23 protein-coding genes and 5 tRNA genes are annotated in these 23,926 nt (G+C 72.2%); 9 read left to right on the top strand and 19 right to left on the bottom strand.

Translation table 11 applies throughout. The features are described 5' to 3' along the window. Position 1: 1 nt before the first annotated feature. Positions 2 to 823: an aminotransferase class IV gene (locus ACFYNL_RS24595; RefSeq protein ID WP_388807011.1), complete on the bottom strand. Its 822-nt coding sequence runs from the start codon at positions 821 to 823 to the stop codon at positions 2 to 4. Continuing rightward, a complete protein-coding gene (locus ACFYNL_RS24590) occupies positions 820 to 1,866 on the bottom strand; it encodes a chorismate-binding protein (RefSeq protein WP_388807009.1) in 1,047 nt (348 codons plus the stop codon). Before ACFYNL_RS24590 ends, ACFYNL_RS24595 begins: the two co-directional genes overlap by 4 nt. Before the next feature lie 178 nt (positions 1,867 to 2,044). Between ACFYNL_RS24590 and ACFYNL_RS24585 the strand changes: the two genes are divergently transcribed. The 5 genes from ACFYNL_RS24585 to ACFYNL_RS24565 all read left to right on the top strand — a co-directional run bounded on the left by ACFYNL_RS24585 (position 2,045) and on the right by ACFYNL_RS24565 (position 2,527). After that, a tRNA-Gly gene (locus ACFYNL_RS24585) sits at positions 2,045 to 2,117 on the top strand. Between the two features lie 39 nt (positions 2,118 to 2,156). Next, positions 2,157 to 2,230, top strand: a tRNA-Cys gene (locus tag ACFYNL_RS24580). Between the two features lies 1 nt (position 2,231). Continuing rightward, positions 2,232 to 2,303, top strand: a tRNA-Val gene (locus ACFYNL_RS24575). A 34-nt stretch (positions 2,304 to 2,337) separates the two neighbouring features. After that, positions 2,338 to 2,409: transfer RNA gene (locus ACFYNL_RS24570), tRNA-Val, on the top strand. Positions 2,410 to 2,455: 46 nt separating this feature from the next. After that, positions 2,456 to 2,527, top strand: a tRNA-Val gene (locus ACFYNL_RS24565). A gap of 49 nt (positions 2,528 to 2,576) precedes the next feature. On the opposite strand, the gene ACFYNL_RS24560 is transcribed toward ACFYNL_RS24565, so the two are convergent. From ACFYNL_RS24560 to ACFYNL_RS24545, 4 genes are all read right to left on the bottom strand, one after another. Continuing rightward, positions 2,577 to 2,873 carry a zf-TFIIB domain-containing protein gene (locus ACFYNL_RS24560; RefSeq protein ID WP_388807007.1) on the bottom strand — a complete coding sequence of 99 codons (297 nt, stop codon included), beginning with the start codon at positions 2,871 to 2,873 and terminating at the stop codon, positions 2,577 to 2,579. An 80-nt stretch (positions 2,874 to 2,953) separates the two neighbouring features. Then, positions 2,954 to 3,916: a phosphotransferase family protein gene (locus tag ACFYNL_RS24555; RefSeq protein ID WP_388807005.1), complete on the bottom strand. Its 963-nt coding sequence runs from the start codon at positions 3,914 to 3,916 to the stop codon at positions 2,954 to 2,956. Between the two features lie 236 nt (positions 3,917 to 4,152). Beyond that, on the bottom strand, positions 4,153 to 4,350 hold the full coding sequence (locus ACFYNL_RS24550; RefSeq protein WP_388807003.1) for a hypothetical protein: 198 nt from the start codon (positions 4,348 to 4,350) through the stop codon (positions 4,153 to 4,155). A gap of 249 nt (positions 4,351 to 4,599) precedes the next feature. After that, on the bottom strand, positions 4,600 to 4,848 hold the full coding sequence (locus ACFYNL_RS24545) for a hypothetical protein (RefSeq protein ID WP_388807001.1): 249 nt from the start codon (positions 4,846 to 4,848) through the stop codon (positions 4,600 to 4,602). A gap of 196 nt (positions 4,849 to 5,044) precedes the next feature. Here ACFYNL_RS24545 and ACFYNL_RS24540 point away from each other — a divergent pair, with 196 nt between their 5' ends. Beyond that, a complete protein-coding gene (locus tag ACFYNL_RS24540) occupies positions 5,045 to 6,463 on the top strand; it encodes a protein kinase (protein ID WP_388807295.1) in 1,419 nt (472 codons plus the stop codon). Between the two features lie 24 nt (positions 6,464 to 6,487). Here the strand turns inward: ACFYNL_RS24540 and ACFYNL_RS24535 are convergent, their stop codons facing one another. The 10 genes from ACFYNL_RS24535 to ACFYNL_RS24490 all read right to left on the bottom strand — a co-directional run bounded on the left by ACFYNL_RS24535 (position 6,488) and on the right by ACFYNL_RS24490 (position 19,633). Further along, entirely contained in the window at positions 6,488 to 6,883 is a 396-nt protein-coding gene (locus tag ACFYNL_RS24535; protein WP_388806999.1) for an NUDIX domain-containing protein, read from the bottom strand. A gap of 7 nt (positions 6,884 to 6,890) precedes the next feature. After that, on the bottom strand, positions 6,891 to 7,709 hold the full coding sequence (locus tag ACFYNL_RS24530; RefSeq protein WP_388806997.1) for a TrmH family RNA methyltransferase: 819 nt from the start codon (positions 7,707 to 7,709) through the stop codon (positions 6,891 to 6,893). A gap of 64 nt (positions 7,710 to 7,773) precedes the next feature. After that, complete coding sequence (gene cobA / locus ACFYNL_RS24525) at positions 7,774 to 9,015, bottom strand: uroporphyrinogen-III C-methyltransferase (RefSeq protein WP_388806995.1); 1,242 nt, start codon at positions 9,013 to 9,015, stop codon at positions 7,774 to 7,776. A gap of 221 nt (positions 9,016 to 9,236) precedes the next feature. After that, positions 9,237 to 13,427 (bottom strand): nicotinate-nucleotide--dimethylbenzimidazole phosphoribosyltransferase, encoded by a 4,191-nt coding sequence (cobT, locus tag ACFYNL_RS24520; RefSeq protein WP_388806993.1) that lies wholly within the window; start codon positions 13,425 to 13,427, stop codon positions 9,237 to 9,239. Between the two features lie 367 nt (positions 13,428 to 13,794). Then, positions 13,795 to 15,006 (bottom strand): precorrin-6y C5,15-methyltransferase (decarboxylating) subunit CbiE, encoded by a 1,212-nt coding sequence (gene cbiE, locus ACFYNL_RS24515; RefSeq protein WP_388806991.1) that lies wholly within the window; start codon positions 15,004 to 15,006, stop codon positions 13,795 to 13,797. Positions 15,007 to 15,120: 114 nt separating this feature from the next. Next, positions 15,121 to 15,759, bottom strand: a complete 639-nt coding sequence (locus tag ACFYNL_RS24510) for a GNAT family N-acetyltransferase (RefSeq protein ID WP_388806989.1) — start codon at positions 15,757 to 15,759, stop codon at positions 15,121 to 15,123. Between the two features lie 162 nt (positions 15,760 to 15,921). Next, positions 15,922 to 16,749, bottom strand: a complete 828-nt coding sequence (locus ACFYNL_RS24505) for a MetQ/NlpA family ABC transporter substrate-binding protein (RefSeq protein WP_388806987.1) — start codon at positions 16,747 to 16,749, stop codon at positions 15,922 to 15,924. 87 nt (positions 16,750 to 16,836) lie between these two features. Continuing rightward, on the bottom strand, positions 16,837 to 17,562 hold the full coding sequence (locus tag ACFYNL_RS24500) for a methionine ABC transporter permease (RefSeq protein ID WP_388806985.1): 726 nt from the start codon (positions 17,560 to 17,562) through the stop codon (positions 16,837 to 16,839). After that, positions 17,559 to 18,602 (bottom strand): methionine ABC transporter ATP-binding protein, encoded by a 1,044-nt coding sequence (locus ACFYNL_RS24495; protein WP_388806983.1) that lies wholly within the window; start codon positions 18,600 to 18,602, stop codon positions 17,559 to 17,561. The genes ACFYNL_RS24500 and ACFYNL_RS24495 overlap by 4 nt, the downstream gene beginning before the upstream one ends. A gap of 383 nt (positions 18,603 to 18,985) precedes the next feature. Next, positions 18,986 to 19,633, bottom strand: coding sequence for an HAD-IA family hydrolase (locus tag ACFYNL_RS24490; RefSeq protein WP_388806980.1), 648 nt, complete (start codon positions 19,631 to 19,633; stop codon positions 18,986 to 18,988). A 114-nt stretch (positions 19,634 to 19,747) separates the two neighbouring features. Between ACFYNL_RS24490 and ACFYNL_RS24485 the strand changes: the two genes are divergently transcribed. Then, positions 19,748 to 20,107 carry a hypothetical protein gene (locus ACFYNL_RS24485; RefSeq protein ID WP_388806978.1) on the top strand — a complete coding sequence of 120 codons (360 nt, stop codon included), beginning with the start codon at positions 19,748 to 19,750 and terminating at the stop codon, positions 20,105 to 20,107. Further along, a complete protein-coding gene (locus ACFYNL_RS24480) occupies positions 20,088 to 20,525 on the top strand; it encodes a hypothetical protein (RefSeq protein ID WP_388806976.1) in 438 nt (145 codons plus the stop codon). The genes ACFYNL_RS24485 and ACFYNL_RS24480 overlap by 20 nt, the downstream gene beginning before the upstream one ends. On the opposite strand, the gene ACFYNL_RS24475 is transcribed toward ACFYNL_RS24480, so the two are convergent. From ACFYNL_RS24475 to ACFYNL_RS24465, 3 genes are all read right to left on the bottom strand, one after another. Beyond that, positions 20,515 to 21,012, bottom strand: a complete 498-nt coding sequence (locus tag ACFYNL_RS24475; protein WP_388806974.1) for a GNAT family N-acetyltransferase — start codon at positions 21,010 to 21,012, stop codon at positions 20,515 to 20,517. The two genes, ACFYNL_RS24480 and ACFYNL_RS24475, sit on opposite strands and share 11 nt — an antisense overlap. A gap of 45 nt (positions 21,013 to 21,057) precedes the next feature. Next, positions 21,058 to 21,564: an RNA polymerase sigma factor gene (locus tag ACFYNL_RS24470; RefSeq protein ID WP_388806972.1), complete on the bottom strand. Its 507-nt coding sequence runs from the start codon at positions 21,562 to 21,564 to the stop codon at positions 21,058 to 21,060. A 74-nt stretch (positions 21,565 to 21,638) separates the two neighbouring features. Next, positions 21,639 to 22,805 carry a glycerophosphodiester phosphodiesterase gene (locus ACFYNL_RS24465; protein WP_388806971.1) on the bottom strand — a complete coding sequence of 389 codons (1,167 nt, stop codon included), beginning with the start codon at positions 22,803 to 22,805 and terminating at the stop codon, positions 21,639 to 21,641. Between the two features lie 412 nt (positions 22,806 to 23,217). Between ACFYNL_RS24465 and ACFYNL_RS24460 the strand changes: the two genes are divergently transcribed. Further along, complete coding sequence (locus ACFYNL_RS24460) at positions 23,218 to 23,892, top strand: lysophospholipid acyltransferase family protein (protein ID WP_388806969.1); 675 nt, start codon at positions 23,218 to 23,220, stop codon at positions 23,890 to 23,892. The last annotated feature ends 34 nt before the right edge of the window (positions 23,893 to 23,926 follow it).

The raw sequence follows: 23,926 nt of genomic DNA, 5'->3' as shown, positions 1-23,926 counted from the left end.
CTTACGGGTCCAGGTCGTCGCCGGACCGCTCGTCGAAGACGCGCATCGCCTTGGCGGTCACCGGGCCCGGGGCGCCCGGCAGTTCGCGAGCGTCGACGCGGTGCACGGCCTGGACGTCGCGCAGGGTGGAGGTGAGGAAGATCTCGTCGGCCCGCTGGAGGACGTCCAGCGGCAGGTCGGTCTCCCTGGCGCCGGTCCACTCGATCGTCAACTGGCGGGTGATGCCCGCGAGACAGCCCGAGGCGAGCGGCGGGGTGTGGATCTCGCCGTCCAGGACGACGAAGACGTTCGACCCCGTGCCCTCGCAGAGTTGCCCCACCGTGTTGCCGAACAGGGCCTCGCTGGCGCCGTGTTGGTGGGCGCGAGCGAGTGCGACGACGTTCTCGGCGTACGAGGTGGTCTTCAGGCCGGTGAGGGCGCCACGCTCGTTACGGGTCCAGGGAACGGTGATCACAGCCGTGGAGGCGGCGTGCCGGGTCGTCTCGCCGAGGGCGACGACGAGGGTCGGGCCGTGCTCGCCGCGGTCGGAGCCGAGGGGGCCGTGGCCGCCGGTGTAGGTGATGCGCAGCCGGCCCAGCGGCATCGGGTTGGCGTCGATGACGGCGGCGCAGGCGCGGCGCACCTCGTCGTGGTCGGGCTCGGGCAGACCGAGCCCGTTCGCCGAGCGGGTCAGCCGGTCCAGGTGCCGGGTCAGCGCGAACGGACGGCCGTCCACCACCTTCAGCGTCTCGAAGATGCCGTCGCCCACGGTCAGCCCGTGGTCGAAGACGGAGACACGGGCGGACTCGATGTCCTGCAGTCCGCCGTCGAGCCAGATCCTCACGATTGCAGTCCCTCTCCACTCACCTCGTACGCTCCCGACGCTACCGCGAGCAGCCGGGCGGCCTTCAGCTCGGTCTCCCGCCACTCCCCCTCGGGGTCCGACCCCCAGGTGATCCCGGCGCCGGTTCCGAACCGCAGCACCCCCTCGGCGCGGTCGATCCAGAAGGTACGGATCCCCACGGCCAGCTCGCCCACGCCCCGGTCGGCGTCGACCCAGCCGATGCCGCCGCAGTAGGGCCCGCGGGGCGCCGTCTCCAGCGCGTCGATGATCCGCAGGGCGCTGGACTTGGGCGCGCCGGTCACCGAGCCGGGCGGGAAGGCGGCGTCGAGCAGCTGCGGCCAGCCGGCACCGGGGCGCAGCTCACCCCGGACGGTGGACACCAGGTGGACGAGCCCCGGGTGCTTCTCCACGGCGCACAGGTCGGGGACGGTGACGGTCCCGGTGGCGCACACCCGGCCGATGTCGTTGCGCACGAGGTCCACGATCATCACGTTCTCGGCGTAGTCCTTGTCCAGCAGGTCCGCCTCGGTACGTCCGGTGCCCTTGATCGGCCCGGACTCGACGGTCCGCCCGCCCCGCCGCAGGAAGAGCTCGGGGGACGCGGTGGCGATCTCCACACCGTGCCGCGGCAGCCGAATCGTTCCGGCGTACGGCGCCGGATTGCCGCGCGCGAGCAGCGCGGTCAGGGCGTCCACGTCCGCCTGCGGACCGATCGGCGCGCTCAGTACGCGGCAGAGGTTCGCCTGGTAGACCTCGCCGGCCGCTATGTACGCGCGGATGCGCCGCACGCCCTCCGTGTACGCGGCGCGGTCGAGCGAGGACGTCCAGTCCCCGTCGGCCGGGCCCCGCCAGTGCCCGGGGACCGGCGCCGGGACCGGTTCCTCTCGTACGTCGCGGAAGCGCGCGCAGGTCAGACGGCCCTCGAAGTCGGCACAGACCGCCCAGAAGCCGCTGGAGTCCAGGGCGGCGGGATCGCTGGTGACGTCGAGGAGACCGGTGGCGACACGGTCGCCGAAGCGGGCGAGAGGAGCAAGGTCGGGCACGCAGTCGAGTCTATGGCGGGCGTCCCCCGGGTGACCTGGCCATGTCGGTTCCGGGACCGTCGGCCGGTCCCGGAGCGGGTGCAGCGCAGCACGCTGCACAAACGCGTTTTTGTACTGGCCCCGGAATCCGCTAGAGTTCAACTCGTCGCCGGGCCGCGAGAGCGGAACGAAACGACAAGCGGACGTAGCTCAGTTGGTAGAGCGCAACCTTGCCAAGGTTGAGGTCGCGAGTTCGAGCCTCGTCGTCCGCTCGAAGGAACAAGGGGATCTTCCCGAACCCCTACACTCCTGGTGGAGTGGCCGAGAGGCGAGGCAACGGCCTGCAAAGCCGTCTACACGGGTTCAAATCCCGTCTCCACCTCCAAGGACGATTAGCTCAGCGGGAGAGCGCTTCCCTGACACGGAAGAGGTCACTGGTTCAATCCCAGTATCGTCCACTGGATCTTCGACAGATCATCGAAGGTCTGACCCGCGCGATTAGCTCAGCGGGAGAGCGCTTCCCTGACACGGAAGAGGTCACTGGTTCAATCCCAGTATCGCGCACGCAGTAGTCCGTGATCTTCGGTTCGATGGTCGATCACGGTCCCGAGGACGATTAGCTCAGCGGGAGAGCGCTTCCCTGACACGGAAGAGGTCACTGGTTCAATCCCAGTATCGTCCACAGCCAGAAGCCCCCGGTCGTGACCGGGGGCTTCTTCGTTGCTCGGTGCTCAGCTGGAGAACAGCATGTGACCGAAGCTCTTGTGGCGGCGGTGGCCGTGGTGACCGCCGTGGTGGCCGCCGTGCGGGGCACCCCAGGCCGGGGCCTGCGGGGCCGCCGGGTAGGCCTGCGGGGCGGGGGCGGCCGGAGGCGGCGGGGCCGGCTGCGACCACTGGGACTCCAGGCGGGTCAGCGCCTCCAGCTCCCCGTAGTCGAGAAAGATGCCGCGGCAGCCGCTGCACTGCTCGATCTGGACGCCGTTGCGGTTGTACGTGTGCATCGGGGCTCGGCACTTCGGACACTGCATGGTCGGGTCAACTCCTCGCCGGTCGGTCCTGTTTCGCGTATCGCCAGGACAGACTCTGTCCGGCTGCGGTCGGTTGCACCCTACTTTGCGTATCCCTGGGTCAACTCAAGGGGGACGGAAGTCATTCGGTCACAGGCGTCGACGAGGCACTGCTCGACCTCGTCCAGGAGACGGCCTTCGGCCAGGGCTTTGGTGATCGCCCGAGCGGCGGTCTGCACGGTGAGGGCGCGGGCCGGAACGTCCAGGGCGGGCCAGGGGTCGGCGTCGTGTGGGACGGCAGGGCCGCCGGCGTCGCGGTACGCGGTGAGGAAGCGGTCCCATTCGTCCGGCGGGAGCAGCCCGACGGCGTACCAGGCCGCGGGCCGCCCGAGGTCCCAGGTGGGCACGCCCACACCGAGGTCGTCGACGTCGATGAGGAGCCAGGGGCCGTCCGGGGCCGGGTGGCGGACGAGTTGCCCGAGGTGGAGGTCGCCGTGGCAGAGGGTGCTGGTGTCGGGCTGGGGCGCCTCGGCGCGCGCCCAGGCGGGGAGGGTGTCCCAGGCGCGGAGAACGGCGGTGGCCTCGGCGGTGAGGGCGGTGCCGGGCGCGGCCGCCGCGGTGGCCGTGCGCAGACGGGACACCGCGAGCGCGGCCTTGACGGGGCCGCGCATGGGAGGAAGGGGGGCCGGGGCGGGCGTTCGATGCAGGCGGGCGAGAAGGCCGGCGGCGGCTTCCCAGGGGGCCGAGTCGGGATCGGCCGGGTCCACCGGGGCGCCGTACGGCCAGCAGGTCACCAGCCTGCCGTGCAGGTCGACGGGGGTGGGGGTGAGCGGGGGGAGGAGAAGGCCGGGAAGGTGAGCGGCGGCGGTGAGGCGGGGTGTGAGATCGGCGGGGGTGCTGTCGGGGGCGTGGGCCTTGGCGACGGTGTCGGCATGGCGGACGACGGTCGCGTCGGGGCGGTCGGCGAGGGTGACGGTGGCTCCGCAGGGACAGGCGGAGGTACGGGAGTGTGCCGCTGCTTCGGCTCGTGCGGTGAGGGCGGGCAGCAGGGGGTTCGCGGTCACTGGGATCCCTTGGGTGCGGATGCTCTGGCGCGAGGGTACGCGGGAGGGCCGGTGAGCCGACCCGCGGGTGCACGGGGCCACGTGTCCCGCGGAGCCATCGCTCGCGGGCAAGAGCAATGCCGGCGCAGCTCCCCAGCTGCGCCGGCATCTGTGCCGTCCGCCGCACCCCCGTCCCCACGGGGTTTCATGGGTGGATGTCCCCGCCCGGACCGCTCTTCCGGGCCTGGGGTCGCCGCTCAGCGCCCCAGCATCACGCCCACGGACGACGCCTGTGTGGCCACTGTCTCCCAGCCGTCGAAGACGACGAGGAGCAGGACCGCCAGGGGAAGGGCCATGATCGTCGCCACCAAGGGGTGGCGGCGGCCCTGGCGACGGGGGCGCAGCGTGATGCGCTGCTGCGTGCGGATCAGCGTCCGCGGTGCCGTCTGGGCCATGGCCCCTCTCCCGACCTGTGTCAGTTGTCGTTGGCAGCGGCGGGTGTCTGACCTCGGGGGACGAGTGCTGCACCCGCCGCTTGACCTCAAATCTAGGCGGGCGACGCCTCCGGCACGTCATGCCCTCGTACCCATTGCCGGGCCTCCCCGAGGATGAGCCATGACGTGCGGAGTACTCCCCTGGGTGGAGACGAGGTCCCGGGTCTCGGGGTCTTCCCCGAGGGGACGCCCGGAACGGTCAGCTTTGCCCTACTTCGCCTCCGACCTCTTCTCCGGACCGTCCTCCCGCGGAACCGGCTGTTCGACCAGGGCGAGCACCCGGTTCGCCATGAAGCGGGCGGTACGGACCACCGCCCCACTTCGGGTGACTTCGCTCACTTCGACGACACCCCGGCGCACCGCCGTCTCCACCCTGCGGCCCGCCCTGCTCGCCACCACCTCGTACGTGCGCGTCGTGTCCCCCGCGTCCACGACTATCTCCACGCGGTCACCCTTCACAGGATCAATCCCCCTTCTGCGATGGCTGGTTGGGGGCGCCGAACAGGTTAAGTCGCCCTGCTCACCCGCCCTCTGACCACTCTTCAAGTCTCTCACCCACCACTGACAATCGATCGCGTCGAGAGGGCGCGGCCTCTGCGCACCGCGGCCCGTGGAAACGTAAGCTGTGGCTCGTCAGACGGACCGGGCAGCGGGGATGAACATGGCGATGATGCGCCTGAGGCGCGAGGACCCGCGCGTCGTCGGCTCCTTCAGGCTTCACAGACGGCTCGGCGCGGGCGGAATGGGCGTCGTCTACCTGGGTTCCGACAAGAAGGGGCAGCGGGTCGCACTGAAGGTGATCCGGCCCGACCTGGCGGAGGACCAGGAGTTCCGCTCGCGGTTCGCGCGTGAGGTCTCGGCGGCACGGCGGATTCGCGGCGGCTGTACGGCACGGCTGGTGGCCGCCGACCTGGAAGCGGACCGCCCCTGGTTCGCCACCCAGTACGTACCCGGCCCCTCCCTGCACGACAAGGTCGTGGACGAGGGCCCGCTCGGTGCGGCGGAGGTCGCCGCCATCGGCGCGGCCCTGTCCGAGGGCCTGGTCGCCGTGCACGAGGCCGGGGTCGTCCACCGCGACCTGAAGCCCTCGAACATCCTGCTGTCCCCCAAGGGCCCACGGATCATCGACTTCGGCATCGCCTGGGCGACGGGGGCCTCGACCCTCACCCACGTCGGTACGGCGGTCGGCTCCCCCGGCTTCCTCGCCCCTGAGCAGGTGCGCGGCGCCGCCGTCACCCCGGCCACGGACGTCTTCTCCCTGGGCGCCACGCTCGCGTACGCGTCGATGGCCGACTCACCCTTCGGGCACGGCAGTTCGGAGGTGATGCTGTACCGCGTCGTCCACGAGGAGCCCCAGCTGTACGGCGTACCCGACGCACTGGCTCCGCTGGTCCGGGCCTGTCTGGCGAAGGACCCCGAGGAGCGGCCCAGCACGCTCCAGCTGTCGCTTCGCCTCAAGGAGATCGCGGCCCGGGAGGCGCAGGGACTGTCGGACGTACGTCCGCCCGCGCCTCGTAGCGCCGAGGCGGACCGCCCCACCGGGCGGCTCGCCGACACCTACGCGCAGCAGCCGCGCGCCCAGCGACGCGCTCAGGGCACTCCCCCGCCGCGCGGCGCCGGGATGTCGCGGGGCAGCGGCGCTCCGCGCGTGCCCGGGCCCGCCCGCGACGGGGCCACCTCACGCGGCGGCGGTGCCCCGCACAGCGGTACCGGGGCGTCCCGGTCCGGCGCGCGGCCGATTCCCGCCTCGCGGAACCAGCCACGGTCCGGCAGCGGGAACCGGCCCGCGCCGCGCAGCGGCACCGGTCGTCCGGCGCCGCGGAACACCGGGACCGGGCGCCGGCCCGCCAACCCGCAGCTGCTGCGGCAGCGGCTGTTCGTGTTCGTCGTGGTCACGCTGCTCGTGGCGCTCGGCATCGCCGCGGCGCAGGGCTGCCAGGGCCCGCAGCGCGGGCTCGGCGACGACGGGAACGGCGTACGGGAGCGGCAGGAGCACGTGGACCCGGGCTATGTGCCGCTCGACGGGGACTCGATGTCCGAGCGGTACGACTCGACGTTCGAGATCACCGAGTAGCCCTCCCCCGGGGAATGCGAGGCTTCACAGGCCGGGCAGGACGCGCTCGAAGAACTCGCGGTCGCCGTCGAAGACGGGGTCCAGGGCCAGGAACTCCCGCGGGGTGACCCAGCGGGCCTCGGCGACCTCACCCGGGTCGGGGACCACCTCGCCGGCGTCGGCCCGTGCCGTCCACCAGTGCAGGCGGAACGACCCGTCGTCGGTCTCGGACTCCCAGACCTTCGCCAGGGGTACGACGGTGAGCCCCACCTCTTCGCGGACCTCCCGGACGACGGCCTCCCGCTGCGTCTCCCCCGGTTCGATCCTGCCGCTGACCGGCTGCCAGTACCCGGGGCGGGGCACGGCGGGGCCGCGGCGGATCGCGAGGATCCGGTCCGCGCGCAGCAGCACCGCGACCACCGCCTGACGCCGCGCCGTCACCGAGCTCTCACTCCCGCGGGCGGCCCGACGCCACGGCGTAGAAGGCGACCGCGGCCGCCGCGCCGACGTTGAGGGAGTCGACGCCGTGGGACATCGGGATGCGCACCCATTCGTCGGCGGCCACCAGGGCCTGGGTGGACAGCCCGTCCCCCTCGGCGCCGAGCATCAGCGCGACCCGGTCCATCCGGTGCGGGGCGGCCTCGTCCAGGGTCTTGGCCTTCTCGTCGGGGGTCAGGGCGAGGAGGGTGAAGCCGGCCTCGCGGACCGACTCAAGGCTCTTGGGCCAGGTGTCCAGGCGGGCGTAGGGGACGGAGAAGACCGCGCCCATGGAGACCTTGACGCTGCGTCGGTAGAGCGGGTCGGCACAGTCCGGTGAGAGCAGGACCGCGTCCATGCCGAGGGCGGCCGCCGAGCGGAAGATGGCGCCTATGTTGGTGTGGTCGTTGACCGACTCCATGACCACCACGCGGCGGGCGCCGCGCAGGAGTTCGGTGGCGGTCGGCAACGGCTTGCGCTGCATGGAGGCGAGCGCACCGCGGTGCACGTGGTAGCCGGTGACCTGCTCGGCGAGGTCCGGGCTGACCGCGTACACCGGAGCCGGGAGCTCGTCGATGACGTCGCGCATGACGTCGACCCACTTCGCCGAGAGCAGCATGGACCGCATCTCGTAGCCGGCTTCCTTGGCTCGTCTGATGACCTTCTCGCCCTCGGCGATGAACAGGCCCTCGGCCGGCTCGCGCTTACGGCGCAGGTCGACGTCGGTCAGGCCCGTGTAGTCGCGCAGGCGCGGGTCGGCGGGGTCATCGACGGTGATGAGATCGGCCACAGGGTGATACTGCCTTGTCCTGGGTGCGGTGCCAACGGCTCGGTACGGGTTGTGTTACCCGGGGTTACTCGCGGGGCGCGACGGCTTCGGGGCCGACCTTGACGACGTCGCCGATGACGATGACCGCCGGGGGCTTCACGTCCTCGGCACGTACGGTCTCCCCGACCGTCGCCAGGGTCGCGTCGACACGACGCTGGGTCGCCGTCGTGCCCTCCTGGATCAGGGCGACGGGCGCGTCCGGGGACTTGCCGTGCGCGATGAGCGTCTCGGCGACCTTCCCGATGGTGCCGACGCCCATGAGGATCACCAGGGTGCCGGTCAGCTTGGCGAGGGACGGCCAGTCGACCAGGGAGCGCTCGTCGTCGGGGGCGACGTGGCCGCTGACCACCGTGAACTCATGGGCGACGCCCCGGTGGGTGACCGGGATGCCGGCGGCGCCGGGCACCGAGATCGAGCTGGAGATGCCGGGGACGACCGTGCACGGGATGCCGGCCTCGGCCAGCGCCTGGACCTCCTCCATCCCGCGCCCGTAGACGAAGGGGTCGCCGCCCTTGAGGCGCACGACCGACTTGCCCTGCTTGGCGTACTCGATCAGCGCGTTGTTGATGGCCTCCTGGGCCATGAACCGGCCGTACGGCAGCTTCGCCGCGTCGATCACCTCGACGTGCGGGGAGAGTTCCGCGAGGAGGTCGCGGGGGCCCAGGTGGTCGGTGATGACCACGTCGGCCGCGGCGAGCAGGCGGCGGCCGCGGACGGTGATGAGATCCGGATCGCCGGGGCCGCCGCCGACCAGGGCGACTCCGGGGGTGCGGGTGCGGTGGTGCGGGGCGACCAGAGTGCCGTCGCGCAGTCCTTCCACGACCGCGTCACGGATGGCGGCGGTGTGACGGGGGTCGCGGTCGCTCGCCTCGGTCGTCAGGACGGCGACGGTGACGCCTTCGCTGTGACCGGTGGCGGGGGTCCAGGCCGTCGCCTCGTCGGCGTCGTCGGAGCGGACGCACCAGACGCGGTGGCGCTCGGCCTCGGCGGAAGCCCGGGTGTTCGCCTCCGTGTCGCCGGTGGCGATCAGCGCGTACCAGGAGTCGGCGAGGTCGCCTTCCTCGTAGCGGCGGGGGAGCCAGGTGAGTTCACCCGCGTCCGCCATCGCCTCCACGGAGGGAGTCACCTCGGGGGACACGAGGAGGATGTCGGCGCCCGCTGCGATGAGGGCCGGAAGGCGGCGCTGGGCGACCTGACCGCCGCCGAGGACGACGACCTTGCGGCCGGTGAGGCGGAGGCCTACCGGGTAGGCGGGGTTTTCGGCCATGAGGGTGCGGCTCCTCTGGTGCGCGGTGCGAGGCCCTGACGTGCGGATTTTACGGTGCGTGCGGAAGGGGCGGTTCGGGTGTCCGGTGGCTGGGCGCCGTCGCCCGGGCGGCGGTGGGTCCGTGCCGTCCGCTCCACGGTGCGCAAACGACCGGCCACGGACCCGCGGACCGCCCGGGAGCCACCGGCGAAGGAGGCTCGGAACCTGTGGTGCGGCTCCCGCTACTTCTCGGTCACTCCCGCCGAGTCGAACGTCGCCACCTCGTGCATCGCCCTCGCCGTGCTCTGCACCAGCGGCAGGGCCAGCAGCGCTCCGGTGCCCTCACCGAGGCGGAGGTCGAGGTCGACCAGCGGGCGCAGACCCAGCTTGTTGAGCGCGGCCACGTGACCGGGCTCGGCACTGCGGTGGCCGGCGATACAGGCCGCGAGGACCTCGGGGGCGATCGCCCGGGCGACCAGGGCCGCGGCGCCCGCGCTCACGCCGTCCAGGATCACCGGGGTGCGCAGGGAGGCGCCGCCCAGCAGGAGGCCGACCAGCGCTGCGTGCTCGAAGCCGCCGATCGCCGCCAGGACGCCGACGGGGTCGGCGGGGTCGGGCTGGTGGAGCTCGATCGCCCGGCGCACGACCTCGGTCTTGCGGGCGAGGGTCTCGTCGTTGATGCCGGTGCCACGGCCCGTCACCTCGGCCGGGTCGGTGTCGGTGAAGACCGAGATCAGGGCCGCCGACGCGGTCGTGTTGGCGATGCCCATCTCGCCCGTCAGCAGCGCCTTGTTGCCGGCCGCGACCAGGTCACGGGCCGTCTCGATGCCGACCTCGATGGCCTGCTTGGCCTCCTCACGGGTCATCGCGGGACCGGTCGTCATGTCCGAGGTGCCCGCGCGGACCTTGCGGGGCAGCAGACCGGGGGTGGCCGGCAGATCGGCCGCCACGCCCACGTCGACGACGCACACCTCCGCGCCCACCTGGCCGGCGAAGGCGTTGCACACCGCTCCCCCGCCGAGGAAGTTGGCGACCATCTGGGCCGTCACCTCCTGTGGCCAGGGCGTGACGCCCTGGGCGTGCACGCCGTGGTCGCCGGCGAAGATCGCGACGGCCGCGGGCTCCGGGATCGGCGGCGGGCACTGGCGGGACAGACCGGACAGCTGCGCGGAGATGATCTCCAGCATGCCCAGCGCGCCGGCCGGCTTCGTCATGCGCTTCTGCCGCTCCCAGGCCTCGCCGAGCGCCTTGGCGTCCAGCGGGCGGATCTGGGCGACGGTCTCGGCTAGCAGGTCGTGCGGCTCCTCGCCGGGCAGGGCGCGACGGCCGTACGTCTCCTCGTGCACGACCCACGACAGCGGGCGGCGCTTGGACCAGCCCGCCTGCATCAGCTCGGGCTCCTCCGGGAACTCGTCGACGTACCCGACGCACAGGTAGGCGATGACCTCCAGGTGCTCGGGCAGGCCGAGGGCGCGGACCATCTCGCGCTCGTCGAAGAAGCTGACCCAGCCGACGCCGAGGCCCTCGGCGCGGGCGGCGAGCCAGAGGTTCTCCACCGCGAGCGCGGCGGAGTACGGCGCCATCTGCGGCTGGGTGTGCCGGCCGAGGGTGTGGCGGCCGCCGCGGGTCGGGTCGGCGGTGACGACGATGTTCACCGGGGTGTCGAGGATCGCCTCGATCTTCAGTTCCTTGAACTGCTTGGCGCGGCCCTTGGGCAGGGACCTGGCGTACGCCTCGCGCTGGCGCTGGGCCAGTTCGTGCATCGCGCGCCGGGTGTCGGCGGACCGGATGACGACGAAGTCCCACGGCTGCGAGTGGCCGACGGAGGGCGCGGTGTGCGCCGCCTCCAGGACGCGGAGCAGCACCTCGTGCGGGATCGGGTCGCTGCGGAAGCCGTTGCGGATGTCGCGGCGCTCGCGCATGACCTTGAGGACGGCCTCGCGCTCGGCGTCGTCATATGCGGGCGCGGCCGGCCCGGTGGACCGGCGTGCTTCTTCCGCCACGGTGGTGCTCTCTTCTGCGGTGTCTTCCTGGTCGGCCACCCGGGTCTCCAGGTCCTCCGCGTGCTGGACGAGTTCGGGGTCGCCCGCACGGGGGGCGGGGACGGTCGCGTCCTCCGGGGGAAGCACGATCGGCTGCGGCGGGGTGGGCGCGAGGTGCGGGGCGGTCGGCACCGTGCCCTCCACCGGGACGAACCGACCCAGGGGCTGGTCCGGCGCGGGTTCCAGTGGCACCCCGGACGGCAGGCCCGAGACGGCCTCGCCCGTACCGGACGTGTGCTCGACCGGCGGTCCGGCCGGGACCTCGCCGGCCTGCGCGGACCGCAACTGCGGGCCGGCGGGTTCGGCGACGTACGGCTCGGGGGCCTCGGCCGCGGCGGATGCGGCGTCCGGCGCCTGCGGGTCGACCGCTTCGGGCGCGACGGCGGCCGCGGCGAGCGGCTGCGGGGCGTCGGCCGGTACGGCGTCGACCTCCGCGGTCCGCCCGGCGTCCGACGCCTGTGCGGCGGGGTCGTCCGTGACGGCGGCCTCCGGCTGCGGGGCCTGCGCGTCGGGGACGCTCGCGTCCGCCGGGACGGACTCGGCGCTGTCCGGGACGGCGTCGGCGACCGGCGTGGGCGGCTCGGCCTGCGCGAGATTCGGGTCGGCCATGGCTGCGGGCACCTGCTGCGGGTCCGCAACGGGCTGCTCGACCTGGACGGCGGGCTCCTGCGGCGGTACGGCCGACTCCGCGTCCGCGGGGTGCGCAACCGCTTCGGGGGCTACGACGGCGGAGGCGTCGTCCGCCGGTACGGCAGCGGCGTCCGCGGGCTGGGGTGCCGGAGCGGCCTGCTCGGCGTCCACGGACCCGTCGGCCTGCGCCGCGTCCGGTGCCGTCCGGACGGCGACGGCCTGCGGGTCGCCATGGGCGATCGCGGTTGCCGCGGGAGCGGCGTCCTGGGCGGCATCGGGCACCTGGGTGCCCTCAGCGGCCTCGGGAGCGGGGGCCCCGGAGGGCTGCGGGGTGCCATCGGGAGCGGGTGCGTCCGGGCTCTGGCCGGTCTCGGCAGCGGCGGCGGCCGGGACCTGCTCGGTCTCAGGGGAGACCGCCTGCGCGGGCTGGGGGGCCGTCTCCGGGGCGGTGGCCTCCGGCACGTGGACGGTTTCCGGGGCGATGGCCTCCGGCACGTGAACGGTCTCGGGGGCGGCTTCCTCGGCAAGCTGCGGGGCCTCGGGGGCGACTCCCTCGGCAGGCTGCGGGGCCTCGGGGCCGGCGGCCTCGGGCACCTCGCCGGTCTCGGGGGCAGGCACCTCGGCGGCCTGAACGGCCTCGGGGGCGGGCACCTCGGCGGCGGGGGCGACCGCAGCCGGGTCCGCCTCGGTCTGCGCGGCCTCGGCCGCGGGGGCCTCCGTGCCCGCAGCGGCGACCGAGCCCGCAACGTCCGTGATCTCCACGGCACTTGCGTCGGTCTCGCTCAGCGGGCCGCCCGGGGTGTCCGTGTCGACGGCGTTCCCGGGGGCGGCGATCTCACCGGCGCCGGCGTCGGCGCCACCGGTCGCGGCGTCGTCGGCCTCCGGAGCAGGCGCTGCCACCGCGATCTCTTCGGCTTCCGCAGCGGGTGCGACCGCCACGGCCTCGTCGGTCTCGCCCACGGCAGCGCCCGGTACCTCGCCGTCGCCCGGGACAGGCCCGCCCTCGGCGCCCGCCCCGGCGTCACCGGCCGACGGCCCCGCCGCGCCGTTCCCGGCGTCACGCGGGACCGGGACACCGGCCTCGGCGCTCTGGGCGGCACCCGTCTCCTCGGGGCCGGGGCCCGTCGCGGCACCGGCCTCGGTGGCCACCCGGGCCACCACCGCCTGGGCGACGCCTCCCTGCTCACCGGCCGGGACAACCGTTTCGGCAGCCGACACCTCGACGCTCACCGGCGCGGGGGCTGGGGCGTGCGCGGCCTGCGCGTGCGCCCCCCAGGGCGTCGCCGCCTGCGGGGCCGCCGCCTCGCGGTGCTGCGGGGCTTCGAAGTACTCGGGGCCCGGCTGGCGGGCGGGGGCACCGACGGCGCCGCGGTCGGCGAGGGAGCGGACCGGGCTGGCGGAGGCGTCGGGGATGGGCGGGCCGAGATGCAGCGGACGGCGCGGGGTGATCGGTGGAATCGGCGTCGTGGGGGCCGTCGGAGCCGGCGTGCGGACGGCGCTGAGGTCGACGGAGCCGCTGTCGCGGCCGGAGAGTTCGTGCGCCTCCGGCTGATGCACGGCCTCCACGACCGGCTCGGGCGCGGGCGGGGCCACCTCGTTGCCCCAGGCACCCTGGGAGCCGGGCAGCAGCAGGTCCTCGTCCTCGACGGTGGTCTCGGAGAGGTAGGGGTACGAACCGTGCGCCGCGGAGGCGCCCGGCTGCTCCACCATGCCTGCGCTCTCCGGCTGTCCCTCGGCCGGGACCTGGCCGGTGTCGGTCATGCGTACCCCTCGCCCATCGGTTAGTGCTCCTACGACCAGCTCACCGGGAACGGCGCACCGACCGCCCCCGCAGTGAAGAACGAGCGTGCGTGCCCAGCGGCACGAACGACCCGCCCAAAAAGGCGACAAAGCCATTGAGTGGCATTGTCGTGGCCGTTCGGCCGTCGCGACAGGCTGATCCGCGACAGGCCGCTGTGGACTGCGCCACGTTGCGCGTCCTCCGGTTCCGCCGTACCACACCCACCCCAAACGGGGCGCGTTTTTCCGGACATTGACCGACGAAGTGCCGGGCGACCGAGTGCGGTACAACGATCGGCCAGCCTACCGCGCGCGGTAGGACAACCCGATCACGGGGACGGCGGTGCGCTCACGCCGTACGGTCCGGCAGCACGCCGCTGAGCAGGAACGCGACACTGCGCTCCCGCTCCGTCCAGGCCCGCGTGTCGAGTTCCACGGACTGCAGGAGGGCGCACTCGACCTCGTAGCCGTGCTGGGCGAGGTCCCGGCCGACGAGTTCGGCGGCGTCACGGGTCGCGGCGTGCGTGACGATGCGCTGCGGGCGTCGGTCCGCGACGGCGGAGACGACGTCCGGTCCCCCGCCGCCGACGCGGACGACGTCCGGTTCCGGGAGGTTCTCCAGGACGTGCGGGGCGGTGCCGTGGACGATCTGGAGCTGGACGCCGAAGGCGCGCGCGTTGGCCTCGGTGCGGGAGCAGGCCCGGGGGTCGCGGTCGACGGCGATGACGGCGGCGCCGGCCCGGGCGGCCTCGGTGGCGAAGGCGCCGCTGCCGCAGCCGATGTCCCACACGAGGTCGCCGAGCCGCGGGCCGAGCCGGGCGAGTTGGGCCGCCCGCAGCCGTTCCAGCTCGCCCTCGCCCATGAGGCCGCCGTAGGACTCGGCGGGCAGCGTCCAGCCGCGCGGTCCGGCGGCCGGGTCGCGTCCGGCGATCCAGTCCCCTGACTCCCCCGCGGCGGCCGTGCCGCCGATGACGATGACGACGTTCGGATCGCGCCAGGTGTGGTCGGCGGCCTTGTCGGAGGTGACGACGCTGACCTGCTCCCGATTGCTGCCGAGCGCCTCGCAGATGACGAAGGTGCGGTGGACGCCCTCAAGCAGCAGTCCGAGTTCGGCCGGGCCGGCGCCGGGTGAGGTGAGTACGGCGACCTTGGTGTGAGCGCGGCACACATTGACCGCGCGTCGCAGGGTGCGTCGGTGTGCGACGACCACCTGTGCGTCGTCCCAGGGCATGCCGGCACGGGCGAAGGCGGCGGCGACCGAGGAGACCGCGGGGACGACCTCGACCTCCAGCCCGAACTCGGGTGCGCGCAGCGTCCGTACCACTCCGAAGAACCCCGGGTCGCCGTCGGCGAGCACCACGGCCGTGCCGCGGTGCGCGGCGATCCGGCGGGCGGCGAGGGCGACGCTGCCCAGCCGGATGCGCTCGGCGGCGGGCGGCACCTCGGGAAGCGCCAGGTGGTGGGCGGCGCCGGCAACCAGCGTGGCGGCGCCCAGGGCGGAGCGGGCCGCGGCGGTCAGCGGCGAGCCGTCCCAGCCGATCACCGTGACGCGGTCGGCCATCGTCGTCAGTCTCCAGGTTTCGCGCAGGTCGTCGTGGGCAGCCCGCGGGGCAGGCTTGGTGAGGGTACCCGGTCGTACGGGCCGGGCATTCGGTGCCCGAGGGCTCGTTTCCCGTCAGTTCCACTCGCCGAACGAGGTGAAACCGCCGGTGTCGGCCAGCTGCTCGCCGGCGCCGTCGAGGTCCTCCGGCAGGAGGCTCCACACGATGAAGTCGGTGCGTACGTCGGTCCAGGTGCCGTCCTCGGCGCGGACGCGCGCTATGCATGCGTTGCGCAGGACGCCTTCGCTGATACAGCCGATCTTCTGCGCGACCTGCTGGGAGGCGGTGTTGTCGGCGGCCGTGCGCAGCTCGATGCGCTCGAACTTCTGGTCGGTGAACAGCCACTGGGCGGTCGCGAGAGCCGCCTCGCAGGCGTAGCCCTCGCCGCGCGCCCACGGGGCGATGATGTACGACAGCTCGGTGGCACGCACCTGCCAGTTGGTCTTGGTCAGCTGGACGACGCCGACCAGCCGCTGGGTGAGGAACTCGGTGACGGCGAGGTCGAGCCCGCGGCCGGCCTCCCGTTCGGCGGGGGCGTACTCGGTGATCCAGGTGCGGGCGCCGTCCTCGGTGAACGGCTGGGGCACGTCCGTCCACGCGCCGACCTGCTCGTCGTTCATCATCTCGGCCAGGGCGGGCACATCGTCCTCGTCGAGGGGGCGCAGCACCAACCGCTCCGTGCTGATGGAGATGTTGGGGAAGGTGCTAGTCATGCGCCGCTCCGTAACCTTCGGAAAATCCTTCAAGACCTGCTGAACTGCCCAGCATGCAGCATGAAAGCACCGAACTGCACCACGGGGTCCACACCAGGTGAAGGAGTGGACCCCGTGCGTGGCGATACGCGGTAAACGCACCGTCAGACGGAAGTTGGCCTCTCAGAACGCCGCGACGACAGCCCCGTCGTACTTCTCCTCGATGAACTTCTTCACCTCGGGCGAGGTCAGCAGCTTCGCGAGCTTCTCGACGCGCGGGTCGCTCTCGTCGCCCTTCTTCACGGCGAGGAAGTTGCCGTACGGGTTGTCCTCGGGCGACTCGGCGGCGATGGCGTCCTTCGCCGGGCTGAGGTCGGCCTCCAGCGCGTAGTTGCCGTTGATGACGGCGGCGTCGACGTCGCCGAGGGAGCGCGGCAGCTGGGCCGCCTCCAGCTCCTTGAACCGGAGGTTCTTCGGGTTGGCGGCGACGTCCTTGGGGGTCGCGTCGTAGCCCGCGCCCGCCTTGAGCTCGATCAATCCGTTGGCTTCCAGCAGCTTGAGCGCGCGGGCCTCGTTGGTGGTGTCGTTCGGCAGGGCGATCGTCGCGCCCTTCTCAAGATCCGTGAGCTTCTTGACGCCCTGGGAGTACACGCCGAGCGGTTCCAGGTGCACCGTGGCGTTCGGCACGGCGACGATGTCGGTGCCGTTCTTCTTGTTGAAGTCGTCCAGATACGGCTGGTGCTGGAAGTAGTTGGCGTCGACCTCGCCCTGCTGGACGGCCGTGTTGGGCGTCACGTAGTCGGTGAACTCCTTGACCTCCAGGTCGAGGCCGGCCTTCTTCGCGAGCTTGTCCTTGACGTAGGTGAGGATCTCGCCCTGCGGGGTGGGCGTGGCGGCGACCTTCAGCGGGGCGTTCGCGTCGGAACCGGAGTCCGAGCCGCACGCGGTGAGCCCGAGGGTGAGGGCTCCGACGGCGAGGGCGGCGGTGGTGATCTTGGCGGTGTTACGCACGAAAAGTGCCTTTCCTATGGGTGGTGCGACCCCGACATGGGTGTGCGGGGAGTTCTGGGTGTCCGGCCGAGGGCTCGGACGGTCTTCTCAGACGGTCTTGCTGGTGGCGGTGGCGGCCTTCAGCAGGCGCAGCTTGGGCGCCGGGCCCGACTGGCCGCCGCGGCGGTGCAGGGAGCGGGCCGCGTAGTCGCCGGCGAACTGGATGAGGGAGATCACGACGGCGAGGATCGCGACGGTGAGCCACATCAGCTCGGTCTCGAAGCGCTGGTAGCCGTAGCGGATGGCGATGTCCCCGAGCCCGCCGGCGCCGACCGTGCCGGCCATGGCCGAGTAGCCGATGAGGGCGACGATCGTGGTGGTGGTGCCGGCGATCAGCGAGGGCAGGGACTCGGGTACGAGGACCTTGCGGACGACGGTCCAGGTGTTGCCGCCCATCGACTGCACGGCCTCGACGAGCCCGCCGTCCACTTCCCGGACAGCCGTCTCGACCAGGCGCGCGAAGAACGGGATCGCGCCGATCGCGAGCGGCACGATGGCGGCCTCGCGGCCGATGGTCGTCCCGGTGACCCAGCGTGTGAAGCTCATCAGGGCCACCATGAGGATGATGAACGGCATCGAGCGGGCCACGTTCACGATCTGCCCGATGACCTTGTTGGCGACGACGTTCTGCAGCAGGCCGCCCCGGTCGGTGAGGACGAGGAGCACGCCGAGCGGAAGGCCGCCGACGACGGCGATGAGCGTGGACCAGCCGACCATGTAGAGGGTGTCCCAACACGCCTGCTCCAGCAGGGGCCGCATCTCCGACCAGGTCACTTGGCACCTTCCTTCACCAGCACGGGCTCCCGCTCCGAAGCGCCCAGGACGTCGATCTGCAGGCCCTGTTCGCGCAGGAAGCCGATCGGCACGACGTTGTCCTCGTAGCGGCCGGGCAGTTCGATGCGCATCCGGCCGACCTGCAGGCCGCCGACGGTGTCGATGGCGGCGCCGAGGATCGAGATGTCGATGTTGTAGGTCCGCGAGAGCTTCGAGATGACCGGCTGGGTGGCGGCCTCCCCCTGGAAGGTGACGTCGACGACGGTGCGGTCGTCGCCGGAGGCCTCGCCGCCCACCGGGAAGAGAGCGGAGGTCAGTTCGGAGCCGGGCGTCGCGAGCAGCTCGCTGACCGTGCCGGACTCGACGATGCGGCCCTGCTCCATGAGCGCGGCGGAGTCGCAGATCGACTTCACCACGTCCATCTCGTGGGTGATGAGCAGGACGGTCAGGCCCAGCTGCCGGTTGAGGTCGCGCAGCAGCTGCAGGATGGAGCGGGTGGTCTCCGGGTCGAGGGCGCTGGTGGCCTCGTCGGAGAGCAGCACCTTGGGGTCGCCGGCCAGCGCGCGGGCGATGCCGACGCGCTGCTTCTGGCCGCCGGAGAGCTGGGCGGGGTAGGCCTTGGCCTTGTCGGCGAGCCCTACCAGGTCGAGCAGTTCGAGCGCCTTGCGCGAGCGCTCCTTGCCGGACCTGCCGAGGATCTCCAGCGGAAGTTCGACGTTGTCCTGGACCGTGCGGGAGGACAGCAGGTTGAAGTGCTGGAAGACCATGCCGATGCGGCTGCGCGCCTGCCGCAGTTCGCGGCCGGCCCGGGGGCCGCGGCCGGCCAGGGCGGTGAGGTCCTGTCCGGCGACGGTCACCGTGCCGGCGGTGGGGCGTTCCAGGAGGTTGACGCAGCGGATGAGGGAGGACTTGCCGGCGCCGGACTGGCCGATGACGCCGTACACCTCGCCCTCGCGGACATGGAGGTCGACGCCGTCGAGGGCGGTGACCTCGCGGCCGCGTGAGCGGTAGACCTTGGTCAGGCCCGTTGTGGTGATCACTGGGTTTTCCGTCACTGTCGAGTGCGCGGCACATCGTGGGCGCCGGGCACGTGGCGTTCATGGTCGAAGGCGGCCAGGACGCAGCACAGTTCTCGCGGGCACGGTGGGACCGGGGAGGAGAATGTGTGCGCGGGGCGGGTCTCAGTCCCGTACGCCGGGCGTACGCGTGGACATGAGCGGGCTCTCGCTTCGGGGCGCGAGGCTCAGGGTGGTGCGGGGGCCCTCTAGAAGGCGCACATTCGACACATACAACGAGCACCGGGCGTCATGGTCGCCTCGGTCGCAAAGGTGCGGCAGCTCGTCGTGGTCATGCGATCAGTAAACCAGACGTACGGTCCTTACCGGCCGCCGCTGTCCGCATGCCGGACAGCGGCGGACAGCTGTCAGCCGCGGACGGAGATCTCCACGCCCGCGTCCGTGACCAGGACGGACAGGGCCGACAGATCCTGCACCACCAGATCGGCGTCGAGCTCGTGGGCCTGGTGGGTTGTGGTCAACGCCACGGTGGTCATGCCGGCGGCGCGACCGGCCGCGAGACCGGCGGGGGCGTCCTCGAAGACGACGCAACGGGCCGGGTCGACGCCGAGTTCGCGGGCGGCGAGGAGATAGGGCTCGGGGTCGGGCTTGCCGCGGGTGATGTCGTCGGCGGTGATCATCGTCTTGGGGAGGATCCCGACGGCGTCGAGCCGGGCCTCGGCGAGCCGCCGGGTGGCGGAGGTGACGACGGCCCAGCGGTCGGCGGGCAGTGCGCCGAGGAGGGCCTTCGTGCCGGGAAGCAGGTGGACGCCGCCGTTCGGCACGTCCTCCACCTCCAGCGCCTCGATCCGGGCGAGCGCCTCCGGCACGACATCGGCGGGGAGCAGGTCGGCGACTATCTCGACGGCCGGACGCCCGTGCAGCTCGACCCGAGCGAACTCCCGTGTGACGCCGTGCTCCTCGGCCCATCGCGCCCAGCAGCGGTCCACGGAGGCCAGGGAGGAGACGAGGGTGCCGTCGTTGTCGAACAGGAGAGCGTGCGCATGGATCGTCATGGTCTAGACCCTACGGGCCGACCGCGGTCCGCCCGGCGGGGAGGCCGGCTGACCGACGGGGGTGCCGACGGGGGTGGCCGCATCAGGTCTTTTGGCCCGTAATAGGCTCGCCACATGCTTGATGCCCTGACGCTGGTGACCGGTGTCGCCGCGCTGCTGCTCGCCGCCTGGTGCGGGTGGGCGGCCTACCGTGACCAGCCGACGAAGGACTGGCACTTCATCGGGATGGCCGTGGTGACGGTGCTGGCCCTGGTGCAGTTGGTGGCCGGGATCGTGCTGCTGGCGCAGGGCGAGAAGCCGGAGCAGGGCACGACGATCTTCGTGGCGTATCTGCTGGGCGCGTTCGCGTGCGTCCCCGCCGCCGGGTTCATGTCACTGGCCGAGCGGAGCAAGTGGGGTTCGGTGACGGTCGCCGCGGGCGGTGTGGTGTTGGCCGTGCTGGAGGTGCGGCTCCATGACATCTGGGGAGGCTGATGTGGCCGCGACGCAGGAGAGGCGGACGCGGCTGATCAGCGGGCCGGGGATGCTGCTGGTCTGGCTGTACGGCGTGATGGTCGTCGGGGCCGTGTCGCGCTCGGCGTACCAGATCGCGACGGAGTTCGACCGGGCGCCGCTCGCCTACACGCTGTCGGCGGTGGCGGGGCTCGTGTACGGCTTCATCACGTACACCCTGGTCCGCGGCGGGGAGACGGCCCGCAAGGCGGCGCTGGTGTGCTGCGCCGCCGAACTCGCGGGCGTCGTGGTCGTCGGCACCTGGACCCTGGTGGAGCCCTCGGCGTTCCCCGACGCGACCGTCTGGTCCGACTACGGCATGGGGTACCTGTTCATCCCGGTACTGCTGCCCCTGTCGGCCCTGTACTGGCTCCGCAAGGCACGCACGGTCACGCGGTAGCGGCGAACGCGCCCGCCTGCTTCTCCAGGACGATCATCGGGACGCCGTCGGCACCCTTGGACGTGCCCACCGCCTCGTAGCCGACCTTGCGGTACAGACGGAGGTTGCCCTCGCTGCGGTGGCCCGCTTCGAGGCGGAACGTCCTGGCTCCGCGCTGCTCGGCCAGGGCCGCTTCCGCGGCGCGCAGGAGGCGGGCGCCGATGCCGTGCCCCTGGAGACGGGGGTGTACGCAGAGTTTGCCGATGGCTGCGGCGCCGTCCTCGGTGACGCTGCCGCGGACCGAGCCGACCACCTCGTCGCCGAGCCGTGCCACGAAGACGCAGTCCGCGGCGACCTCGGCCCGGACCGAGTCCAGAGTCTGGACCAGCGGGTCGATGCGGTAGTTGCCGTACAGCGCCGCTTCGCTCTGGAAGCACAGGTACTGCAGCCTGAAGATCTGCTCCGCGTCCTGCTCGGCCGCCGCAGAGATGGTCACGCTCATGCCCATGTGCGCACGCCTCCCGCTCACCTGATCGCCTGTCGTCCCTCACTCCTATCCCCGCGCTCCGCGGGCCGCAACCTCCGGTGCAAGCAATCGCCGCAGACATCCCAGGCATCTGGAACGTTCCGGGCCGAGACTGCCCTGTGAGATACCCAACTCCCCCGCGATTTCCCGGTATGTCAGGTCGTCCGGGGAGAGAAGGGCCTCCATCAGGCGGGGGCAGCGGCCCGGCAGGCGGCGCACCGCCTCGCGCAGGGCCCGGTGGTGGGCGGCCGCCAGCGCGAGGTGTTCGGGGCCGGCGGCGCCTTCGTCCGCGGGCTCGTTCTCGTACGGCCGCTCCCGGTGGTTCGTACGGCGGTTGCGGCGTGCCTCGGAGCGCACGGCCCTGCGCAGCCACCGGTGGGGGTCCGGGGGCGGGCCGTGCGCGTCGAGGCGTTCCAGGAGGCGGAGCCAGACCGCCTGCTCCAGGTCGCCCGGTTCCGCTCCGCAGGCGCGGGCCTCGGCACCGGCCTCGGCGGTGAGCAGGGGTAGCAGGGTGGCGACCAGGTCGTTCCTCATATCCGGCACGACGCGGCCGCCCGGGCACGGGGTTGCCCGGGCGGCCGGCCGTCACCCTGACCGGGGCCGAGTGCTCAGTCGTTGACGAAGTCCTGGCGGGCCAGCAGGCCCGTGTCCGGCTGGTCGGTGAACACACCGTCGATGCCGGTGGCGAAGTACGCCTTGTAGGCGCCGAACACGTCACCGTAGGCGTCGGCGTCGGTGCCCTTGCGGAAGTTCGCGGGCAGGAAGGGGTTCTCGTTGCGCAGCGTCCAGGGGTGCAGGAGCAGGCCGACCTTGTGCGCGTCGTTCACCAGGGTGGTGGGCGTGGTGAGGTTGCCGCTCGCGTCCTTCGGGATGATCAGGTCCAGGGTGGGGCCGATGCCCTGGGCGTAGGAGGCGATCTCCCTGAGGCCGGCCGGCTCGACCAGGTCGGCGACGGTGCGCGGGTCGCCCGTCTCGACGAAGTCCCAGGGGCGGGTGGTCGGGCCGGAGAGCAGGACCACCAGCGGGTTGTCGACCAGCTTGTTCAGGCGCTGGATGCTGGTCGGCTCGAAGGACTGCAGGACGACCGGCGAGTTCCGCCGGTCCTTGCGGTGCTTGTGCAGCACCTTGGCGACCCGCTCCTCCAGGGGAAGGCCGAGCTTGCGGAAGTAGGTGGGGTGCTTGAGTTCAGGGTAGATCCAGACCTGCTTGCCGCGCTTACGGGTCTGCTCGTCCTGCCAGCGCAGCACCTCTTCGAAGGTGGGGATCTCCCAGCGGCCGTCGTAGAGGGTGTTGTGCGGCCGGTTGGCCGGGATGCGCTCGGTGGCGCGCAGGGTCTTCAGTTCGGCGAGCGTGAAGTCCTCGGTGAACCAGCCGGTCGTGGCGACGCCGTCCAGGGACTTGGTCTTCTTGCGGTCGGCGAACTCGGGATGGTTCGCGACGTCGGTGGTGCCGCCGATCTCCGGCTCGTGCCGGCAGACGAGGTGGCCGTCCCTGGTCGGCACCAGGTCGCCCGCCTCGACGATGTCGGCGCCCATGTCGAGCGCCAGCTGGTAGGCGGCGAGGGTGTGCTCGGGCCGGTACCCGCTGGCGCCGCGGTGGCCGATGATCGTGGGCTTGGGCAGGCTCCGCAGACCGCCACCGCCGCCGTGTCTGCTCTCGGCCGCGCGGGCCGTGCCGGACAGCCCGAGGACCGCTCCGCCGGCGCCGAGCACGGCCGCGCCGAGAACCATCCGCCGTCCGGTCACGCCCATCTGCTCATCGTCCTGCGTTCCCATGGGGCCCTCCCTGGCCGTCTTTCGTTCGGTGCGGGCCGATCGTAGGTGCGTGTACATGACGGATGGGAGACGTGCGGCGAAACTCGCCGGTGACGCTGGATGTCGTACGGGAACGAAGTGATGACGTCCCGTCGGATTCGGACGGGCGATCGAGGGGAGTCGTTCGGCAGGGCCTGTCGTGTGAACGCAGGGGTGACCCGACGACGGGCTTCAGGGCTTCAGGGCGATGTCCGTCACATCATGGCGGGAGCGTTACGCGCCGTCCTCGGCGCGGCACCGCAGGTAAACGTGCGTCAACAGTGCGTAAGACCTCGGTGAAGTCGACGCACCCGATGTGCGGGACCCCCGGGTCCGCGAGTATCGTCCTCACCTGCACAGACTCATACAGAACCCCTTGACACCGGAGGGCCCGTTGTCCCGCTTCGCGCTCATCAAGGCAGTGCTCGGACCGATCATGCGCCTGATGTTCCGCCCACAGGTGGAGGGCGCGGAGCACATCCCGGGCGACGGCCCGGTCATCCTGGCCGGCAACCACCTGACCTTCATCGACTCGATGATCCTGCCGCTGGTCTGCGACCGGCAGGTGCTCTTCATCGGCAAGGACGAGTACGTCACCGGCAAGGGCCTCAAGGGCCGTCTGATGGCCTGGTTCTTCACCGGCGTCGGCATGATCCCGGTCGACCGGGACGGCGGTCGGGGCGGCGTGGCGGCGCTGATGACGGGCCGCCGGATCCTGGAGGAGGGCAAGGTCTTCGGCATCTACCCCGAGGGCACGCGGTCTCCCGACGGCCGGCTGTACCGGGGCCGTACCGGCATCGCGCGCCTGACGTTGATGACCGGGGCGCCGGTCGTTCCCTTCGCCATGATCGGCACGGACAAGATCCAGCCGGGCGGGGCCGGGATTCCCCGGCCCCGCAAGGTGACGGTTCGCTTCGGTGAGGCGATGGAGTTCTCGCGGTACGAGGGGATGGACCGGGACCGTTACGTGCTGCGGGCCGTGACCGACTCCGTGATGGCGGAGGTCATGCGGCTGTCCGGGCAGGAGTACGTGGACATGTACGCGAGCAAGGCCAAAGAGGCCGCGTAAGGCCGGTTCGAACGGCGGGTCGCCCATCGGGCGG

It is taken from the genome of Streptomyces sp. NPDC007808 (genome assembly GCF_042868655.1).
Lineage (GTDB): Bacteria > Actinomycetota > Actinomycetes > Streptomycetales > Streptomycetaceae > Streptomyces.
Note: the sequence above shows the minus strand (reverse complement) of the source record. Positions and strands in the feature narration are given on the sequence as shown.

Bases quoted from the DNA above. Each gene is read 5' to 3' on its own strand.
- ACFYNL_RS24560 (WP_388807007.1), bottom strand. From the start codon at position 2,873: ATGCAGTGTCCGAAGTGCCGAGCCCCGATGCACACGTACAACCGCAAC.
- ACFYNL_RS24550 (WP_388807003.1), bottom strand. From the start codon at position 4,350: ATGGCCCAGACGGCACCGCGGACGCTGATCCGCACGCAGCAGCGCATC.
- ACFYNL_RS24540 (WP_388807295.1), top strand. From the start codon at position 5,045: ATGAACATGGCGATGATGCGCCTGAGGCGCGAGGACCCGCGCGTCGTC.
- cobA (WP_388806995.1), bottom strand. From the start codon at position 9,015: ATGGCCGAAAACCCCGCCTACCCGGTAGGCCTCCGCCTCACCGGCCGC.
- cobT (WP_388806993.1), bottom strand. From the start codon at position 13,427: ATGACCGACACCGGCCAGGTCCCGGCCGAGGGACAGCCGGAGAGCGCA.
- cbiE (WP_388806991.1), bottom strand. From the start codon at position 15,006: ATGGCCGACCGCGTCACGGTGATCGGCTGGGACGGCTCGCCGCTGACC.
- ACFYNL_RS24510 (WP_388806989.1), bottom strand. From the start codon at position 15,759: ATGACTAGCACCTTCCCCAACATCTCCATCAGCACGGAGCGGTTGGTG.
- ACFYNL_RS24490 (WP_388806980.1), bottom strand. From the start codon at position 19,633: ATGACGATCCATGCGCACGCTCTCCTGTTCGACAACGACGGCACCCTC.
- ACFYNL_RS24485 (WP_388806978.1), top strand. From the start codon at position 19,748: ATGCTTGATGCCCTGACGCTGGTGACCGGTGTCGCCGCGCTGCTGCTC.
- ACFYNL_RS24480 (WP_388806976.1), top strand. From the start codon at position 20,088: ATGACATCTGGGGAGGCTGATGTGGCCGCGACGCAGGAGAGGCGGACG.
- ACFYNL_RS24475 (WP_388806974.1), bottom strand. From the start codon at position 21,012: ATGGGCATGAGCGTGACCATCTCTGCGGCGGCCGAGCAGGACGCGGAG.
- ACFYNL_RS24470 (WP_388806972.1), bottom strand. From the start codon at position 21,564: ATGAGGAACGACCTGGTCGCCACCCTGCTACCCCTGCTCACCGCCGAG.
- ACFYNL_RS24465 (WP_388806971.1), bottom strand. From the start codon at position 22,805: ATGGGAACGCAGGACGATGAGCAGATGGGCGTGACCGGACGGCGGATG.